Consider the following 16,838-nt stretch of genomic DNA (forward strand, 5'->3'; position numbering starts at 1 on the left):
TGCTCCTCAATGAGCCGCCGCTGGTTCGGCCTGATCTGACGTGTCCAGATTCACCAGATAATCGCCAAAGCCCTCACGCGCGCGCGCGTCGCCGCGGCTGCTGGTGGCGACACTGTGGCGTGCGGTCCAGACGATCTGCGCGCCGCTAGCCTGTAGCGCCTGCACCAAATGCACGTCTTCATGGGCAGCCAGCGGTTGAAAACCGCCCACGCGTTCATAGGCCCGTGCGCACACGCCAAGGTTTGCGCCATGGATGTGCCGATGGCCCTCGCGTGCCTCGTAGCGGCTGCGGTACAGCGCACGCAACGAGGCGGTTTGCCAGGGCTGCCAGCGCTCGATGTGCACGGTGCCGCAGACCGCATCGGCAGCGCATTGCATCTGCCAGCTGAGCCAATGGGCCGGCACTCTACTGTCGGCATCGGTGCAGGCCAGCCAGCGTGCGCCGCGCTCGAGCATGTGCCGGGCACCGGCTTGGCGGGCGATGCCGACATTGCCGGCATTCACGCTCAGAGTCGCCACGCCGAAGCGCTTGGCGACCGCTGCGGTGCCGTCCTGGCAGCGGTCGAGCACCACCAGGATTTCCACTTGGTGGCCCAAGGTCTGCGCCTGCGCGGCCGCAGCCTGCACGGCGCGCAGGCAGTGGCCCAAACGCCGTGCTTCATTATGTGCGGGAATCACCACGGCAATCATGGGCAGGTCTCCTCGAGGTCGACTGCGCGCGGTTGGCGAGCCCAATAGGCCAGTTGAAAGTCGACTTCCTCGTGCAGCACCACTGGGTGCAAACCCAGATGCTCGGTCAGGGCGGCCTGTACCTGTGGCCCGTCCTGTGGGCAGCCTTCGATGGGGTGGCGGTAGTGGCAGGCGAGCAGTCCGCCGTCGTCTGTCAAGCTGGCGCGGGACCGGTCGATCACCTGTAGCCAATCCTGCGCCGACAGGTAATAGCCCACTTCGCTGAGCACGATCAGGTCGAAGCGCTGCTCCGGCCAGTCTTGGGGCATCCGTGCCTGTTGCACGCTGACGTGTTGGAAACCGCTCAGGCGCGTGCGCGCCAGGGCGACGGCCGTAGGGTCGAGGTCTTGGCAAACGAGTCGTTCGCAGCGCTCGGCCAGCAACGCGCTCAGTTCGCCGTTGGCGCAGGCCGGCTCGAAGATGCGGGCGTAGTGCTGGCGTGGCAGGCAGGCCAGCATCAGGTCGCGCTTGCGCCGTTCGTACCAGCGAGTACGGAAGGCCCAGGGATCGTCGTTGTCGGTGTACAGGCTGGCGAAGTAATCGGCATCGACGCTCATAGCGACCAATCCTCCGAAACAGTCCCGGCAAGGTGCTGGCCCAAGGCGGCGAGGTCGCGTTCGGCGTGGCTCTGACGCAGGTAGACAGGCAGGTCGGCGCTCAGCCTCGCGAAATGGCCGCTTCGACAGAACGGCGTTGCGCCCAGGGCGCGACCGACATGCCGGATGACATCTCCGGCGGCCGCCTCGACCACGGCGCGGGTACGGCGTACCGGCAGCTCGGCGTTGGCCGCCGGATGGCGGTCGATCCAGCGCGCGCAATCGTGAAGCGCCAAGCGGGCGCCTTGCAGGGCCATGTCCGCCGCGCCCAGATGCGCTTGGGCATGGGCGTCGGCCTGCGGCTTGCGGCAATGCTCGCGCAAGTACCGCGCGAGCGCCTCGGCCGCACCGTACCAACAGGCTGCTATGCCGCCGCCGCCCTGCCAGAAGCCTGGTCGGTCAAGGTACTGGCCAGGTGCGCCGATGGCGATGCCAGGGCTGTGGTCGAAGTCGATCTCGATGCTTGCCGTGCTGGCCATGCCCACTGCCTGCCAGCCTTGGGTGGTGACGCGTTGCGTGGAATGCTTGAGGTCGATGGCCACCAGTTGCGGCCGATCGTCGCCGTCCCAGGCCGTGATCAACGCACGGTCGATCTGCAACGCACCCGAGCACCAGGCCTTGCGTCCGCCCAGGCGCACCTGGTCGCCGTCGCGGGCGACGATCCGCGCCCGTGCGTCCGGTGGTTCGGACGCCCATACGCCCCAGATGCCCTCACGGGCGAAGCTGGTCGGTGCGCATTCGGCCAGAATCGCCAGGGCATCGGTATGGCCTTCGTACAGTTTGGCCAGCCCCAAGTCGCAGCCTGCCACCCGTGCAAGGGTCTGCCAGCGTTGCAAGGTGCGGCCCTGGCCAGGCAGCGGTAGGGCGTCGTAGTGGCTGCCGCAGAGCGAGCGCATCAGAGTCTCGAGCGCAGCATCGAGGCCAGGCGCGGCGGGCCGTGCGGTGAAGCCGTCGAGCAGGGTGTCGAGCGACGGTGGGGCGATGGCGGTGGCGGTGGAAAGCATCGGCTCAATTCCATTGTCCGTGGAGCGGTGTTTGAGGGCAGCGTCGGCGCCGAGCGCAGCGGTCATCGCTCCACGCCCAACTGCCGGCGCATGCCTTTGGTGATCGATTGGCGCGTGCTGGCGAAGTCGGCCCACGGGTCTTCGAAGTCGGTCAGGCGTTCGAGCAGCGTGTCGATGTTCCACTGGTCGGCGCCCTTCAAATGCGAGAGTTCTTCACGGGCGATCGGCACCGACACGCTCATGCCCGGTCGGGCACGCAGGGAATAGGCGCACACGGTGGTCGCGCCCAAGCCGTTGCGCAGATAGTCGATGTAAATCTTGCCGACCCGGTTCTTGGGGCCGGCCACCGCGCTCAGGCGGTCAGGGAACAATCCGGCCAGGTGCTCGACGATGGCTTGAGTGAAGGCTTTGACTTCATCCCACCCAGCGCGTCGGGTCAGGGGCACGACCAGGTGCAGGCCTTTGCCGCCGCTGGTCTTGATGAAGCTCTTCAGCCCCAGGGTGTCGAGCAGGGTCAAGGTCAACTGGGTCGCTTCGATCATGGCCTTCCACGGCAAGGCCGGGTCGGGGTCGAGGTCGAGCACGAAGCGGTCGGGCTTGTCGAAGGACGTCTCGATAGCGTTCCAGGTGTGCAGCTCGACGGTATTCATCTGCACCGCGCCCAACAGGGCGGTGGGGCTGCCGAGCACCATCGCCGCCTGGCCGGCCTCGGTTTTGGTGTAGGTGCGGATGTCCGGCAGTTTGAGGTGCGCGGCGTGCTTCTGGAAGAACAGCTCGCCGCCCAGCCCCTCCGGCGCACGGACCAGCGCCACGGGACGGCGTTGCAGGTGCGGCATGATCCAGGGGGCGACTTGGGCGTAATACTCGGCGATGCGCCGCTTGGTCACGCCCGTGCTGGGGTCGATGACGCGGTCGGGATGGGTCAGGTGCAGCTCGCCGTTGGAGTTCAGTCGGCGTTCGGCAGTCGCAGTTCTACTGGCAGCGGCCTTGCCGGGCCGTTTTTCGCTTGCGGCTGGCTCGGCCTGTTCATGGCCGATGCCTTGCGCGGGCTTGTCTTCGCGCAGGCCATGAAATACCGCATGGCGCACGATGCCGTCGCGGGTCATCTGCGTGTAGGCGACTTCGGCCAGCAACGTCGGGCTGAGCCAATGCACGCCCCGGGCGGCCGCGCCGGCAGGAAGGTTGAGCAGAACGGGCGGCTCGGCCCGTAACGGTTGCAGCCGATCGTGCAGGTGTTCGAGGGTCTGCGCGCTGAAACCGGTGCCGACCCGGCCGGCATAACGCAGCCGGCCTCGTTCGTCGTGCAGCGCCAGCAGCAAGGCGCCCAGGCCCTGACGACTGCCTTTGGGGTCGGTATAGCCGACGATGATGAATTCCTGACGCTGCTGGCATTTGAGTTTGATCCAGTCGCGGCTGCGCTGTTCGCGGTAAGGGCTGTCGGCACGTTTGCCGATCAGGCCTTCGAGCTGCAACTGGCAGGCGCTCGCCAGCAACGAATCGACCGGCGCTTCGAAATCTTCGGAGTAGCGCAGGGCATCTGAGTCGTTACTTTGCAACGCATCGGCCAGCATGGCGCGGCGTTCGTGCAGTGGCGCATCGCGCAGGTCCTGGCCGTCGAGCCAGGGTGCGTCGAACAGGTAATAAGTCAGCGCACTGTCGTCGCTCTCGTCGAAGGCGTTTTGCAGCGCCTGGAAGTCGGCCACGCCTTCCTCGTCGATGACCACCACTTCGCCGTCGAGCCAACCCGACTTGAGTTTGAGCTTGCGCAGCGCCTCGACCTGGCGCGGCATTTTGGCGCTCCAGTCATGGCCGTTGCGGGTATACAGGCGGATGTCCTTGCCATCGATCCGCGCGAGCAGGCGATAGCCGTCGAACTTCACTTCGTAGCGCCAATCGCCAGACGGGGGCTCGTCCACCAGGGTCGCCAGCTGCGGGCTCATCTGCTCGGGCAAGGCCGCTTTGCGTCGGCTGGGCTTGGCGGGCTTCGCCACGGCTTTGGTGGCCGTAGCTTTGGTGTCGGACGTGGCAGCGGCCTTTGCGTCAGCGCCTAGGCCCGGCAGCACGGCATCGCTGAGCACGCTGTCGGGCAGCGCCTCGACGATGCGGTACTCGTCTTCGCTACGCGCCTGCTCGTCGTTGGACTTGACCAACAGCCACTGCTCCTTCTTGCCCGCCAAGTGCGTGCGAAACAGGTTCCAGGTACCCGACAGCTTTTCCCCTTGCAGACGAAAACGCAGTTTGCCTTTCTCATAGGCCGCACGGGCGTCGCCTTCCGGCTCCCAAATGCCGCGGTCCCAGACGATGACGTCGCCTGCACCGTAGTGGCCCTCGGGAATGGAGCCCTCGAAACTGGCGTAGTCGAGCGGATGGTCTTCCACGTGCACGGCCAGGCGGCGCTGCTTGGGGTCGAGCGAAGGACCTTTGGGAATCGCCCAGCTTTTCAGGGTGCCATCGAGTTCCAGGCGGAAGTCGTAGTGCAAGTGGCTGGCATCGTGTTTCTGGATGCAGAACTGCAACGCATGGGCCTTGCGCGTCTTGCGGCCGGTGCCGGCAGGTTCGGGCGTGGCGGCGAAATTCCGCTTGCGCTGGTATTCCTGCAACGGCTTGGCCATGGCGATAGGCTCCGTAAGGGAATGGACGTCCATTGGATGGGAGCACGGCCACGTTACGGGAGTTCAATAAAACGGACGAGGGTAGGGCGTGCGAGAAACTGAATCATTCGGTCCCTGGCGCAGTCGACCGTATGGACTAAATTCGATGGAGTGCCTCCCATGGCCCAAGCAGACGAAAAGCGCGCATACACCCCGACCGAGATCGACACCATCGAGGACCGTATCGGCAGTGTCCACCCCCTCGATTTCAATGAGGATGACGACGCGCCCAAAGGTCGCATCGGCGATGAGCTTCCCGAAGCCGAGGCCGACCTGGAGTTTCCGCAAGAGCGTGCCGCCGAAGCCGGCATGACCGGGGGCGAGGCGCTGAGCGAAGGCGTGCACGAAGATGGCGTTACCGACGACGACATGAGCCCAGAGACGCTGCTGCCTGACGACGGCGCGCTCGACCAGCACGACCTGGGCAGTGCCGCGACCCCAGCCGACCAGGATCTGACCGAGGTGGATGCCGAGCAAATCGGTGCCGGCCACGGCCAGGACGAAGCCGAACTGGCCCATACCCATCCGCTGGATGGCAAGCCATGGTCGGACGACGAAGTTCCGGACGACCGGAATAACGCGTGACACCGGACCACCGGCCACGCGCACAACCCTTGGAGGAAAGTACGATGACCAGCCAGACCTGTGCCTGCCCGCACTGCAACTGCGAACTCGACAACCATGCCGTCGAGCGCGGTGGCAAGCGCTACTGCTGCGATGCTTGCGCCAGTGGCCATGCCCACGGCGAAGCCTGTCAGATGGGCCAATGCGGCTGCGCCAAGAGCGCCAGCGGCGGCGACCGACGCTCCAGCTGATGGTGGGTAACGATTCGGACGTGTAATAGCGGCTTGATGACTGATGCCGGTCATTCAGCCTGAACCACTGCCCATTGGGGCCGCTTTGCGGCCCATCGCGGCTAAAGCCGCTCCCACGAAACAGATGTAATCCTACGGAAAAGCTTTGCGGCCCATCGCGGCTTGAGCCGCTCCGAAGAAACAGGCGTAATCCTGTGGGAGCGGCTTCAGCCGCGATGGGCCGCAAAGCGGCCCTGGCAATCGCACCAACCTCAGTGCTTGTGCTCATCCTCCGGCAGCGCATAGGCGATCACATAATCGCCACGGTCCGTCGACTGCCGCGCACCGCCTGCGGTGACCACCACATATTGCTTGCCGGTCTTGGGCGATACGTAGGTCATCGGGCCGCCTTGGCTACCCACGGGCAGACGGGCTTTCCAGATTTCCTCGCCGTTGGCGCTGTTGTACGCGCGTAGATAGAAGTCCTGAGTCCCGGCGATGAACACCAGGCCGCCCTGGGTCGACAGGGTGCCGCCCAGCGTCGGCAGGCCGATGTTGATCGGCAGGTGCATGCGGATGCCCAAGGGGCCGGTGTCTTCTACGGTGCCGACCGGCACTTGCCATGCGACCTGGCGGGTCTTCATGTCGATGGCGGTCAGGGTCCCGAAAGGCGGCGCTTGGCAAGGGATGCCGGCGATCGACAGGAAGCGGTTCTTGTTCACTGCATACGGCGTGCCCTTGAGCGGTACGGCGCCCATGCCGGTGTTCAGCGCTTCGCCGCCGGACGAGGCGGGCGTATTTTTCTGCGCCGGCACCATCTGCACCCATAGGCCCAGGCGCATGTCGTTGACGAAGATGAAGCCATGCACCGGGTCGGTCGACAAACTGCCCCAGTTCATGCCACCCAGCGAGCCCGGGAAGCTCAGCGAGCGGTCGGTACCGGGTGCGGTGTACAACCCGTCGTAGCGCATGCCCTTGAAGTCGATGCGGCACAGCAGTTGGTCATAGGGCGTGGCGCCCCACATGTCCGACTCGGTGAGGGTCTGTGCGCCGATCTGCGGCATACCTACCGATTTGGGCTGAGTCGGCGAATAGGGCTCATTGGGAATGTTACCGGGCTTGACCGGCACGTCCTCGACCTTGGTCAGCGGCTGGCCGGTGGCGCGGTCGAGCACGTAGATCTGCCCGGCCTTGGTGCCGATCACCACGGCAGGCACGGTGGTGCCGTCGTCGCGGGTGAAGTCGATCAGGCTCGGCTGCATGGGCAGGTCGAAGTCCCAGAGGTCGTTGTGTACGGTCTGGTACACCCACTTCTGGTTGCCGGTGGTGGCGTCGAGCGCCAGTACCGAGGCGCCGTAGGTGTGGTCCAGGCGCGTGCGTTCGACGCCATAGATGTCGGTCGACGACGAGCCCATCGGCAGGAATACCGTGTTCATCGCCGGATCGTAGGACATCGGCGCCCAGCTGTTGGGGGTGCTGCGCACGTAGGTCTGCCCGGCCTCAGGTGCCTCGCGCCGTTCGGGGTTGCCAGGGTCGAAGGCCCAGCGCATCTGCCCGGTGATGACGTCGAAGCCGCGCAGCACGCCGCCCGGCATGTCGGTCTGCACGTTGTCGGCCACACGTCCACCGACCACTACCGTAGTCCCGGCCATCAGCGGCGCCGACGACAGCTGGTAGTAGGAGTCGGGAACGTTGCCCAGGCCTTCCAGCAGGTTGACCTGGCCGTGGTTGCCGAAGCCTTCGCAGAACGCACCGGTATCGGCATCCACGGCGATCAGGCGGCCGTCGATGGTGTTGGTCAGCAGGCGGCGCTGGCAATTGGCGCCAGGCGCCACTTGGGCGGCTGCCACGGGCGTGCTGTTGGGTTGGGTCGGCTGCGCCAACGGCGCGCTGGCGTCGAAATAGGCCAGGCCGCGGCAACGCTGCCAGACCTTGGACTGGGCGTTGATGGCGTTTTTCCACAACTCATTGCCGGTGTCGGCATCGAGCGCGATCAGGTTGTTGTGCGGCGTGCAGATGAACACCTTGTCGCCGATCTGCAGAGGGGTGAGCTGGTCTTCGGCACCGTTGCCGTCGCTGATCGCCACATCGCCGGTGTGGTAGGTCCAGGCCACCTTGAGTTTGGCGACAGTGTCGCGGTTGATCTGGTCCAGTGCGGCGAAGCGGCTGCCGCCTTCGGTGTTGCCGTAGTGGGCCCAGTCCTTCTGCGCAGTGGCGGGGCCGACCGGGGTCAGGCCGGGGCCGTTGCCGGTGGGTGCGACGCTGGGGTGGGCGACGAACATGTTGACCACGGTCACCGCAAGCAGCACGGCCATGACGCCCGCCACGCCGTAGGCGCCGCGCCCAGCGTTACCGCCATGGGCGCGCACCAGCAGCGGGTAGACCAACGCCACCACCAAACCAATGGCGCCGAACATGAACAGCCGCGAGAACAGCGGCCAGAACGCTAGGCCCGCATCGGCCACCGCCCAGACAGCGGTTGCGGCCAGAAACGCGGCGAACAGCCAGGCGCCGAGCGGTTTGCGCAGGGCGATCAGCACCCCGGCCAAGGCCATGGCCGCACCGCCGAGCAGGAAGTACCAGGAACCGCCACGGCTGATCAGTTTGATGCCGCCAGCGGCCAGGAGCAGGCCGAGCAGGGCGATGACCACGCCCAGGCCGACCAGAAACAGAAGGGAAACGCCCGAAGGGCGCGAGGTGGGTTTCATGCCAAGAGTTCTCGCAGGTGGAATGGGCGAGAGTCTAAGCGCTTAGCAAGCTAATTAACAAGTTGGTACATAATATTTGGTGGCGAATTGTCGCAGGCTATTCGGCCTACTGCGGCGTGCCGAACAGCCCGGTCCAATAGATCCCGGCGTCGCTTTTCGGGTCGACGGCATAGGCGGCACCCAGTTCGTGGAAAGCCGGGTTCATCAGGGTGGCGCAGTGCCCAGGGCTGGCCAGCCAGCCATCGACCACCTTGCGTGGCGTGTCGCGGCCGGCGGCGATGTTCTCGCCGATCTGCTGATACAGGTAGCCGGCCAGCTCGGCGCGGTCGCCAGGGGTGCGGCCGTCCCGGTCGATGTGGTCGAAGAAGTTCTGGTTGGCCATGGCCCGGGTATGGGTGGCGGCCACGCCTGCCAGCACGTCGTTCCAGGTCAGCGGCGGCGCTTCGGCGAAAGGCTGGCCGCCACACTGGCGCGGCAGCTTGCGTGCGGCATTGACCTCTTGCAGCAGCTTTTGCCCTTCGGCCTGCCAATCGCCGAGTCGGCCGCTGAGCAGGGGGCGCGCCAGCACGATGCGCCAATCGCGGCCCTCCTGGCTGACGCCGATGTCGACGAACTGTGGGTCGAGCACCACTTGGCAGAAGCTTTCCTTGATCACGTTCATCGCCGCATTGGCATCGCGCGGCCCGGACAGGCTGATGGCCTGTACGTTGACCATCGGGTAGGCCGCGCGGCTCATGGCCTGTTGCAGGTCGCGGGTGCCCTCGGGGGACAGCGCCAGGCGCGTGTCGCTGTTGAGTGGCGGCAGCTCGAGGGAGGCTTCGCCGCCACAGGGCTGGGCCTGGCTGCGCCAAAGGTTGATGGCGTCGATCAGGTGCGCTTCTTCGCCGCTGACGGCCAGCGCCTGGGGCGACAAGGTCAGGCCGAGCGACAGGGCGGCGCAACAGGCCGCTGAGGTGAGGACGCGCATGGTGATCTCCCTATGACTGACAGCGGCCCTTTCCCAGGGACGCGCTGCCATCCTACACAAGCACCGGGCGTTTGGCCCTGCGCCGTGCATCGAGCTGAAGGCACCGCCGGTAAGCGGCTAAAGGAGGCAGTAGACCGGTCTTACCGGCAAAAGTGCGACGCAACGCACACATGGCAGGGGCGAACGGCCCGGCATGACGATGGATCGGTCTGCAGTCAGCCACGGCTGCACACGGCCTCGGCCGCCATGCGCCAGCGTGACCCGAGGCGGCTGTCTTCGCCTCAATGCCGAGCGTGGATCAAGCGCGTGGCCGTTCGCCATGCCCACGTGCTCCGCCATAGCCCTGGCTGATGCGGTCGATGACCATGGCCAGCGCCACGATGGCCAGGCCCGCTTGCAGCCCCTGACCGACGTTGAGGGTCTGAATGCCGGCCAGCACGTCTTCGCCCAAGCCACGGGCGCCGATCATGGAGGCCACGACCACCATCGACAGGGCCATCATCACCGATTGGTTGAGCCCGGCCATGATGCTCGGCATGGCCAGTGGCAAGGCGACCCGGCGCAAGCCTTGCCAGCGGCTGGCCCCCAGCCCGCGCGCCGCCTTGAGCAGCGACGGGTCGATCTGGGCCAGGCCCAGATGGGTCAGGCGCACCAGCGGGGGCAAAGCGTAGATCAGCGTGGCGAACACCGCCGGCACCTTGCCCAGGCCGAACAGCATCAGCACCGGAATCAGATAGACGAAAGCCGGCAGGGTCTGCATGACGTCCAACACCGGCAACAGCAGCCGCCGCGCCAGCGCGCGGGTGGTCAGGAGCACGCCCAGCGGCACGCCGATCAGCACGCACAGCCCAGTGCTCACCAGTACCAGGGCCAAGGTCTGCAACAGTTTGTCCCACAAGCCGAGCATGCCGATGCCGGTCACCAGCGCCATCAGCACCAGCGCCCGCAACACGCTACGGTTGGCATGCCAGGCCAGAACGCCGACCACGGCCACCAGCAGCCACCAGGGCATCATCCGCAACAGGTCTTCCAACCCCACCAGGAGACCCAGCAGTTGGTTCGACACATTGCGCAGAGGTTCGCCGTAATGCAGCACCAGCCAATCGACCCAGGCGTTGATGCCGTCGGCGAAGGAGAACTGCAAGCTTTCGGGAAAGCCACCGCTCACAGCGCGGCCTCGACCCTTGCCGCGCGTTCGGCGGGCAGCCAGGCTTTCCACACCTGCGGATGGGCCTTGAGGAACGCCCTGGCGGCTTCACGGGCAGGCTGGCGGGTGCTGCTCATGTCGGCCAGTGTCTTGTTCAGCACGTCGATGGGCAGGTCGACCTTTTCGAACACCGCGACCAGGTCCGGGTACTGCTCGCGAAAGGCCGCCGACACACCGATCGACAGCTTGGCCGGCAGCGAGCGGCTGCCGCGGGGCGTTGCGTTGCGCGGATCGGTCAGCGTGGCCCAGGCGGCCGCATCGTAGGGCGGCTCCTCCAGGCGTACCAGGTCATAGCGGCCCATCAGCGGCGTGGGGCTCCAATAATAGAACAGTACCGGCTTACCCAGTTTGATGGCCGAGGTCACTTCGGCGTCCAGTGCGGCGCCCGAGCCGCTGCGGAAGTTGTTGTACTGGCCATCGAGGCCGTAGGCCTTGAGTTTCTGGCTGTTGACGGTTTCCGAGGTCCAGCCGCTGGGGCTGTTGAGGAAGCGGCCTTTGTCGGGCTGCTCAGGGTCTTTGAAGACCTGGGGGTAGCGCTTGAGGTCGGTCACGCTGCGCAGGTCGGGTGCGAGGGCGGGCAGACCGCGGGCCGGATCGCCCTTGATCACGTAGGCCGGCACCCACCAGCCCTCTTCGGCGTTCTTCACCGTGTCGCCCAGCGCGAACACCTGACCGGCCTGCTCGGCCTTGACCCACGCCGGGCTGCGGCCGGCCCATTCCTCGGCGATCACCTGCAGGTCGTTGCGCGCCAGCGCCACCTCCATGCTCACCGTGCTGCCGGGCAGGGTGTCGGTGCTGTAGCCATAGCCCAGCTCGGCGATCAGACGCAGGACCTCGGTGGTCAGCGCGCCGCTTTCCCAGCCGATGGCGCCGAAATGGATGGGCGCGGCGGGTGTGGCGGCGACGCGCTCGGCCCCGAGCAGGCCCAGGCCCAGCGCAAGGCTGGCCAGCAAGGTGGAAAGGGTTTTCATGGTGGGGTGTCCTGGGGAAAGGTGAGGGCAAGTGTAGACGAGCCGCCATCTTTCCCAACAAGCCCCGGCGTAGGCGTTGCGGCCAGGCCGGCGACTTGTCCGGCGCCCGGTCTGCTTCAGTGCGGCAGTTGCGCCAACGCCGTACGCAATTGCTCGACATCGCTGAAGCGGCGTTGCTGCACCATCTGCCCCCCTTCGAGTTGCACCCATTGCACGGTGTCGCGGTCGCCGCCGTAGCGACCGGCCACCGCGCCGGTCTGGTCGAGCACGATGCGGTAGCTGGCCGAACGCATCGCCGGCACCATCACCATCTTCGCCACCGAAGGCATGCGCTCGACATCGGCCACGTAGATCACCTTGCGCGCTTCCAGGTAACCGCCAGGTTCGTCGCCAAGCGCCGCGTTGACCATCTTGGCACTGGCCATGCTGCGTGCCACCAGCAGCACCTGGGTCGTGTCGTCCAAGGTATAGGGCGTGTCGTGCTGATCGAGCAACGTCCAGGGCGCACGCGCGTCGCTGCCGTCGGCATTGCGTTCGGAGGCGGCAAGGGCAGGGGCGGACAGGCACAGCGTCAACAGCAGGGGGAACCACTTCATGGCGGGCCACTCAGGTCGAAATGGCTGAACGATAATGGCTGGGCGCGGGATTGCCAACTCATGCTTTAGCGCCAAGGCGGTCGTCTTGTGCTGACAGGAGCCCGCGTCGGCTCGAGCGCGTTAGTGGCAGTATGCCTTCAGGCGTTGAACTTAGGCCGCTTGGCGCATGTCACTCGCACAGGCGCGCATGACCCGGGCCTGTATTCAGGCGATTGCCAAGGGGGATGCCGGATGGCCTTGAAGAAACAACGTGAAGCCAGGCTGCGAGCCACTATTCTCTGCCTGCGTAGCCGACAGGTCCTGTTGGTGAAGAAAAAAGGCGGCAAGTGGAATTTCCCTGGCGGTGCGATCGAACCGGGTGAGACCGCCGAGCAGGCTGCGGCACGCGAACTCGAAGAGGAAGTCAGCCTGGGCGACCAAGGCCTGTTGGCACTGTGTTGCGTGGCCACCGACAGTACGCTCCACCATGTATTTACCGCGCAATTCGACGGGCGCACCAAGCCTGTGCCTGCCAACGAGATAGCCGAGTGCAAATGGGTCGGATTGCAGGCGCTGCAGCGTACGCCCTTGACCGCCGCCGCCATGGCGCTGCTGTCGATGCAACTGCCGGCGCTGGTGGATTTTTTGTAGGCAGGCGAATCGTTTAAGCCAATCGGCTACCTTGGCACGAATTTCTCATCACTCTCTGGGTCGCACCGATAGTGAGTTGATTCGCACACGTTCCCTTCCCCAACAACACAATAAGGGGGTTCCATGAGCTGTTTGATCTGTGCTGGCCAGGCAGAGTCCGTCGAGTGTTCCTCCGGTTGGGAGGAAAGAAGCTGTTCGCACTGTGGTTGTTACCGAATGTCCCAAGCCCTCATCCTGCAAATGATGGAGGAAGGGCAGATCTTCGATTCCTCCAAGATGCGCGCCTGGTTGACCCGCCAGCGCAGCTTGGTCGCCGTGCCGTCGATCGAGTTTTCCCACGCGATCCTGATGCGGTGACGCGGCTTGTCGCAACGCGCGGCGTACTCGCCAGAGACGCCGCCCCAAGCCCTCGATAGCTTGGCGTTCACAAACCCCACCGCATGCATGAACCCCCATGCCGGCAAACGGTCAGACAGTCCAGAGTCAGGACTGAGGCAAACGATGGACCTCTTCGACAAGCCCCCCGTCGATCCCCACGAACGCGATGAACACGAGCCGCACGCCCCGAGCGAAGCGCAGGAGCGTCTGCAGCTGGCACTCGATGCCGGCGCGATCATCGGCACCTGGGTCTGGAGCGTGCCCGACGACCGTCTGACCGCCGACGAGCGCTTTGCCGAGGCTTTCGGGCTGTGCCCGGAACGTTGCGCCGCTGGCATCTGCGTGGAGGAAGCCTTCGCCTCGATCCACCCCGGCGACCGTAATCACGTCACCGCCTTGATGAACGCTTCGATGCAACATGGCGGTGCCTTTCGCTGTGAGTACCGCGTGTTGCGCAGCGATGGCCAGTACCACTGGACCGAAGGCAGCGGCCGTGCCGAACTCGACGCGCAAGGGCACGCAGTGCGTTTCCCCGGCGTTCTGCTGGACATCGAAGCACGGCGCGCGGCCGAAGCCGAGCGCGATCGCGTCACGGCCATGCTGCACACCTTCACTTCGGCCGTGCCGGGTGTGGTCTACGCCAAGGATCGCCAGGGCCGCATGCTGGTGGCCAACCACGGCACCACACTGTTGATCGGCAAGCCGCCGAGCTTCTATCTGGGCAAGACCGACCTGGAGTTTCTCGAAGACGAGCGACAGGCGCGGCAGATCATGGCGACCGACCAGCGCATCATGCGCCAGGGCAGGCCCGAGGAGGTCGAAGAACGGGTGAACATGCCCGACGGCACCGAGGCCATCTGGCTGTCGAACAAGGCGCCGTTGTTCGACGATCAGGGCGTGGTGATCGGGCTGATCGGTTCATCCGTGGACGTCACCACGCGCAAGACCATGGAATCGGCCTTGCAAGAACTCAATCGAGAACTCGAAACCCGTGTCGACCAGGCCGTGGCCGAGCGCGAGGCCGCCCAGGCCGCGTTGCGCCAGTCGCAGAAGATGGAAGCGGTGGGCCAGTTGACCGGCGGCATCGCCCATGACTTCAACAACTTGCTGGCGGGGATCAGCGGCAGCCTCGACCTGATCAAGCTGCGCCTGGGCCAAGGCCGTCTGGCCGATGCCGAGCGCTATCTGGGCGTGGCCCAGGGCGCGGCGCAGCGCGCGGCGGCACTGACCCATCGCTTGCTGGCCTTCTCGCGGCGGCAGAACCTGATGCCGGTGCCCACCGACGTCAACGCGCTGATCCGCGGGCTGGAAGATCTGGTGCGACGCACGGTCGGCCCGTCCATCACGGTCAAGGTCGACCTCAGCGCCAGCGCCGTCACTTGCCTGGTCGACCCGGCGCAGTTGGAGAACACGCTGCTGAACCTCTGCATCAACGCCCGTGACGCGCTCAAAGGCGGAGGTTGCATGACCATCAGCACACACGACCAGTGGCTCGAGGCCGGCCCTGGATTGGACCCGGAACTGGCCGCCGGTCGCTACTTCACCCTCTGTGTGGCCGACGACGGTACCGGTATGAGCCCGCAGGTGCTGGCCAAGGCGTTCGAGCCCTTCTTCACCACCAAGGCGGTGGGCGCCGGCACCGGCCTTGGCCTGTCGATGATCTACGGCTTCGCCAAGCAGTCGGGCGGTCAGGTGCGCATCGAGTCGGTGGAAGGCGAGGGTACGCGCGTCTACCTGCAGTTGCCGAGCCAGGCCTTGGCCGCCGCGCCCGTCGCTGAGATACTGCCGATCCTGCCCGAGGCCATGGCGGCCCAGGGCGAAACGGTGTTGGTGGTCGACGACGAACCTTCGGTACGCATGTTCGTCAGCGAACTGCTGGTCAGCCACGGATACCGCGTCATGGAGGCTGCCGACAGCCAATCCGGTTTGCAATTGCTGCGCTCGGACGTGCACATCGACCTGCTGGTGACCGATATCGGCTTGCCGGGCACCCTCGACGGTCGCCAGATGGCCGACGCCGGTCGCCTGTGCCGGCCCGCGCTGCCGGTGCTGTTCATGACCGGCTTCGCCCAGCCCCATGTGCTCGAAGATCGGCCCCTGGAGACGGCGATGGCCGTGCTCACCAAGCCCTTTGCACTCGAGCGCTTCTTCAATGGCGTCAACACGCTGTTGGGCAAAAACGTGGAGCCTTACGACGCGCCTGGCTGAGCGACCCATTCACCTGGAAATAACCTACGCGGCAGCGCCCTGGCGGCGTGCCGTTCTGATACCCTCATGCACACTTCGCCACCTACACCGATCGGCATGCGAGCTGCGCCGATAGCACAACGACCTCATCGAGGAAAGGGAGATTCACCATGACCGTTACAGACCGTCTGAGCCTGCTTCAGTACGAGCATTTGAGCCTGGGTGGGTCGGCAGCGGCTCAGTTCACCCAGTCCCTCGACGCCCTGCGCGTACTCAGCCTGGCCGAGCGTTACGAGCATCCGGCAGCCTTGTACCTGGGCGACATCGCCGATGTCGAAGACCGTGACGAACTGCTCTGTGCCAAGAGCCTGGCGCTGGGTTTCGCCCATGGCCTGATCGTCGCCAAGGTCATCAGCGAAAGCCAGGGCGAGGCCTTGCGCCAAGTGTTCCAGGACGCCGCCGACCGCGCCTTGGCAGCGCTTGCCGATCCGACCTGACGGCCGGCCTGGCCTAAAGGTCGTTTTCTAGCGCAGTCCATATTTCGCCACCTACCTGTCTGGAATCTCCGCACATGTATCCCACCACCCCCGACGGGCGTTATTTCGTGGTCAAGGGGCAGCTGTGGCGTTGCACCAATCCTGGATTGAGCGAGGCAGAGCGCCAACGCCTGGTCAAGGCGTTGATGACTGCGCGCCGTGCGGTGAAGGCCGCGAAAACCAGCGAAGATCCCGAAGCCCTGCGCAACGCCCGTGCTTCGGTGGATGCCGCGAAGGTGGCGCTGGGCGAGCGTGGACCGGTGTGGTGGGAGGACGGCAGCCCTGACTACAACCGCAAGCGCGTGGCCAATAGCCCTTACGCGCGATGGTTCAGCGACGAAGTCGAAGGCGTCGACCCTTCATAGCGTCGACCTGCCGCCGTACCGGGCTCTTGTCGGAGCGGCTTTAGCCGCGATGGCCGGTATCGCCGGCCTGAAGGCTACATTGCCTGGATCGGAGCCTCCGATCGGAGGTAAGTGAAAGACACTTGGTAGGTACCTTCAAGCCGCTCGGTGGAAGGCTCGAGGCGAGCTTGACGAACTAATTACTGACTCATTGGTCAGCATTTTGGTGTTCGCTTTCGTCTTTCAACTTTTGGAGCGCTTTCCATGCCCCTCTATACCCTCGACTATCGTGTGGCCGGCCAACCTCACAGCCATCGCTTGGAGCTGCAACAAACGCACCTCGCCGCGCATGAAGCAGCGATGCACCTGATCGTGCTGCACTTCGGCGACAGCGAGAACAGCCTGGTGATCCCCGCAGCCGACGCCACTGCGCAAGAGATCATGGCCCAGGCGCAGCTGTTGGGGCTGAGCCATATCGAGGTCGGCGAGGCATGCGCCTGAGGCGGCCCAGCCGTACCTCGCACGAGGCGCGAGCCGACC

17 protein-coding genes are annotated in these 16,838 nt (G+C 65.5%); 8 read left to right on the forward strand and 9 right to left on the reverse strand.

Translation table 11 applies throughout. The features are described from left to right. Nucleotides 1-6: 6 nt before the first annotated feature. The 4 genes from B4M43_RS13980 to ligD all read right to left on the reverse strand — a co-directional run bounded on the left by B4M43_RS13980 (nucleotide 7) and on the right by ligD (nucleotide 4,941). Nucleotides 7-690: a glycosyltransferase gene (locus B4M43_RS13980; RefSeq protein ID WP_296268028.1), complete on the reverse strand. Its 684-nt coding sequence runs from the start codon at nucleotides 688-690 to the stop codon at nucleotides 7-9. Further along, a complete protein-coding gene (locus B4M43_RS13985; protein WP_296268029.1) occupies nucleotides 687-1,286 on the reverse strand; it encodes a class I SAM-dependent methyltransferase in 600 nt (199 codons plus the stop codon). The genes B4M43_RS13980 and B4M43_RS13985 overlap by 4 nt, the downstream gene beginning before the upstream one ends. Then, entirely contained in the window at nucleotides 1,283-2,329 is a 1,047-nt protein-coding gene (locus tag B4M43_RS13990; protein ID WP_296268030.1) for an acyl-CoA dehydrogenase family protein, read from the reverse strand. The genes B4M43_RS13985 and B4M43_RS13990 overlap by 4 nt, the downstream gene beginning before the upstream one ends. Nucleotides 2,330-2,391: 62 nt before the next feature. Next, the gene (ligD, locus tag B4M43_RS13995) at nucleotides 2,392-4,941 is read right to left on the reverse strand and encodes a DNA ligase D (RefSeq protein WP_296268031.1); all 2,550 of its coding nucleotides are present in this window, start codon (nucleotides 4,939-4,941) and stop codon (nucleotides 2,392-2,394) included. A 159-nt stretch (nucleotides 4,942-5,100) separates the two neighbouring features. Between ligD and B4M43_RS14000 the strand changes: the two genes are divergently transcribed. Further along, nucleotides 5,101-5,565 carry a phosphotransferase system, HPr-related protein gene (locus B4M43_RS14000; protein WP_296268032.1) on the forward strand — a complete coding sequence of 155 codons (465 nt, stop codon included), beginning with the start codon at nucleotides 5,101-5,103 and terminating at the stop codon, nucleotides 5,563-5,565. 44 nt (nucleotides 5,566-5,609) lie between these two features. Then, nucleotides 5,610-5,795, forward strand: coding sequence for a metallothionein (locus B4M43_RS14005; protein WP_296268033.1), 186 nt, complete (start codon nucleotides 5,610-5,612; stop codon nucleotides 5,793-5,795). Nucleotides 5,796-6,046: 251 nt separating this feature from the next. Here B4M43_RS14005 and B4M43_RS14010 read toward each other — a convergent pair whose 3' ends face one another. From B4M43_RS14010 to B4M43_RS14030, 5 genes are all read right to left on the reverse strand, one after another. Next, nucleotides 6,047-8,482: a glucose/quinate/shikimate family membrane-bound PQQ-dependent dehydrogenase gene (locus tag B4M43_RS14010; protein WP_296268034.1), complete on the reverse strand. Its 2,436-nt coding sequence runs from the start codon at nucleotides 8,480-8,482 to the stop codon at nucleotides 6,047-6,049. 106 nt (nucleotides 8,483-8,588) lie between these two features. Beyond that, nucleotides 8,589-9,449, reverse strand: a complete 861-nt coding sequence (locus B4M43_RS14015; protein WP_296268035.1) for a CAP domain-containing protein — start codon at nucleotides 9,447-9,449, stop codon at nucleotides 8,589-8,591. Between the two features lie 298 nt (nucleotides 9,450-9,747). Next, on the reverse strand, nucleotides 9,748-10,617 hold the full coding sequence (locus B4M43_RS14020) for an ABC transporter permease (protein WP_296268036.1): 870 nt from the start codon (nucleotides 10,615-10,617) through the stop codon (nucleotides 9,748-9,750). Then, nucleotides 10,614-11,627 carry an ABC transporter substrate-binding protein gene (locus tag B4M43_RS14025; protein WP_296268037.1) on the reverse strand — a complete coding sequence of 338 codons (1,014 nt, stop codon included), beginning with the start codon at nucleotides 11,625-11,627 and terminating at the stop codon, nucleotides 10,614-10,616. The genes B4M43_RS14020 and B4M43_RS14025 overlap by 4 nt, the downstream gene beginning before the upstream one ends. 116 nt (nucleotides 11,628-11,743) lie before the next feature. After that, nucleotides 11,744-12,223 carry a hypothetical protein gene (locus B4M43_RS14030; RefSeq protein WP_296268038.1) on the reverse strand — a complete coding sequence of 160 codons (480 nt, stop codon included), beginning with the start codon at nucleotides 12,221-12,223 and terminating at the stop codon, nucleotides 11,744-11,746. Between the two features lie 231 nt (nucleotides 12,224-12,454). On the opposite strand from B4M43_RS14030, the gene B4M43_RS14035 reads away from it, so the two are divergent. The 6 genes from B4M43_RS14035 (at nucleotide 12,455) to B4M43_RS14060 (ending at nucleotide 16,799) form a co-directional block, all read left to right on the forward strand. Continuing rightward, nucleotides 12,455-12,853 (forward strand): NUDIX domain-containing protein, encoded by a 399-nt coding sequence (locus B4M43_RS14035; protein ID WP_296268039.1) that lies wholly within the window; start codon nucleotides 12,455-12,457, stop codon nucleotides 12,851-12,853. Between the two features lie 216 nt (nucleotides 12,854-13,069). Beyond that, the gene (locus B4M43_RS14040; protein ID WP_296268040.1) at nucleotides 13,070-13,210 is read left to right on the forward strand and encodes a hypothetical protein; all 141 of its coding nucleotides are present in this window, start codon (nucleotides 13,070-13,072) and stop codon (nucleotides 13,208-13,210) included. Between the two features lie 144 nt (nucleotides 13,211-13,354). Continuing rightward, a complete protein-coding gene (locus B4M43_RS14045) occupies nucleotides 13,355-15,439 on the forward strand; it encodes a hybrid sensor histidine kinase/response regulator (protein ID WP_296268041.1) in 2,085 nt (694 codons plus the stop codon). 149 nt (nucleotides 15,440-15,588) lie between these two features. Beyond that, a complete protein-coding gene (locus B4M43_RS14050) occupies nucleotides 15,589-15,915 on the forward strand; it encodes a hypothetical protein (RefSeq protein ID WP_296268042.1) in 327 nt (108 codons plus the stop codon). Between the two features lie 74 nt (nucleotides 15,916-15,989). Then, nucleotides 15,990-16,319 (forward strand): hypothetical protein, encoded by a 330-nt coding sequence (locus B4M43_RS14055; RefSeq protein ID WP_296268043.1) that lies wholly within the window; start codon nucleotides 15,990-15,992, stop codon nucleotides 16,317-16,319. 243 nt (nucleotides 16,320-16,562) lie between these two features. After that, entirely contained in the window at nucleotides 16,563-16,799 is a 237-nt protein-coding gene (locus B4M43_RS14060; protein ID WP_296268044.1) for a hypothetical protein, read from the forward strand. The last annotated feature ends 39 nt before the right edge of the window (nucleotides 16,800-16,838 follow it).

Origin of the sequence: Pseudomonas sp. UBA6562, assembly GCF_002434265.1 — a bacterium.
GTDB lineage: Bacteria > Pseudomonadota > Gammaproteobacteria > Pseudomonadales > Pseudomonadaceae > Aquipseudomonas.